Source organism: Streptomyces sp. SID12501 (assembly GCF_010550245.1).
Taxonomy (GTDB): domain Bacteria; phylum Actinomycetota; class Actinomycetes; order Streptomycetales; family Streptomycetaceae; genus Streptomyces.
In genome coordinates, this window is the sequence record NZ_JAAGLU010000957.1 from 1 (window position 1) to 400 (window position 400).

Below are 400 nucleotides of genomic sequence, written 5' to 3' on the forward strand. Positions count from 1 at the left end.
GGATCCGCCAGTGCCCGTAAGGTATCACTGTCAACTGATGTCACCATGCGCTGATGTTCTCATGCCGAGTGCCGCCAGGTCCACCGGTTCACGGGATGTCGAACGATTCCCGCACGGTGGTCCGATCGAATTCCGAGGTCCGCACAGTCAGGGACAGATCCCAGGAGCCGGCGACCGGCACCTGGAATCCGGAGACGCTCCGATGCCCTGCGGACACCCGCTCGACCGGCAACGGCAAGGGGCAGATCGATCCGGATCGCGAGATCGGCGAGGCGTGGATCTCCGGTGCGTCCAAGGGGCTACCGTCCTGGGCGGTCAGCGTCACACGTTCGGCGTTCGGCCCGCGTCGTCCCGGGTCCACCACGATGCCGGCGGAGCCTTCGCCCTTGGGCCCGCCGGT

At 67.0% G+C, this 400-nt stretch carries 1 pseudogene; it reads right to left on the bottom strand.

Features of this window, described 5'->3' with window-relative positions:
• Positions 1-88: 88 nt before the first annotated feature.
• A pseudogene (locus G3I71_RS49310) lies at positions 89-400 on the bottom strand (hypothetical protein); the annotation flags it as partial.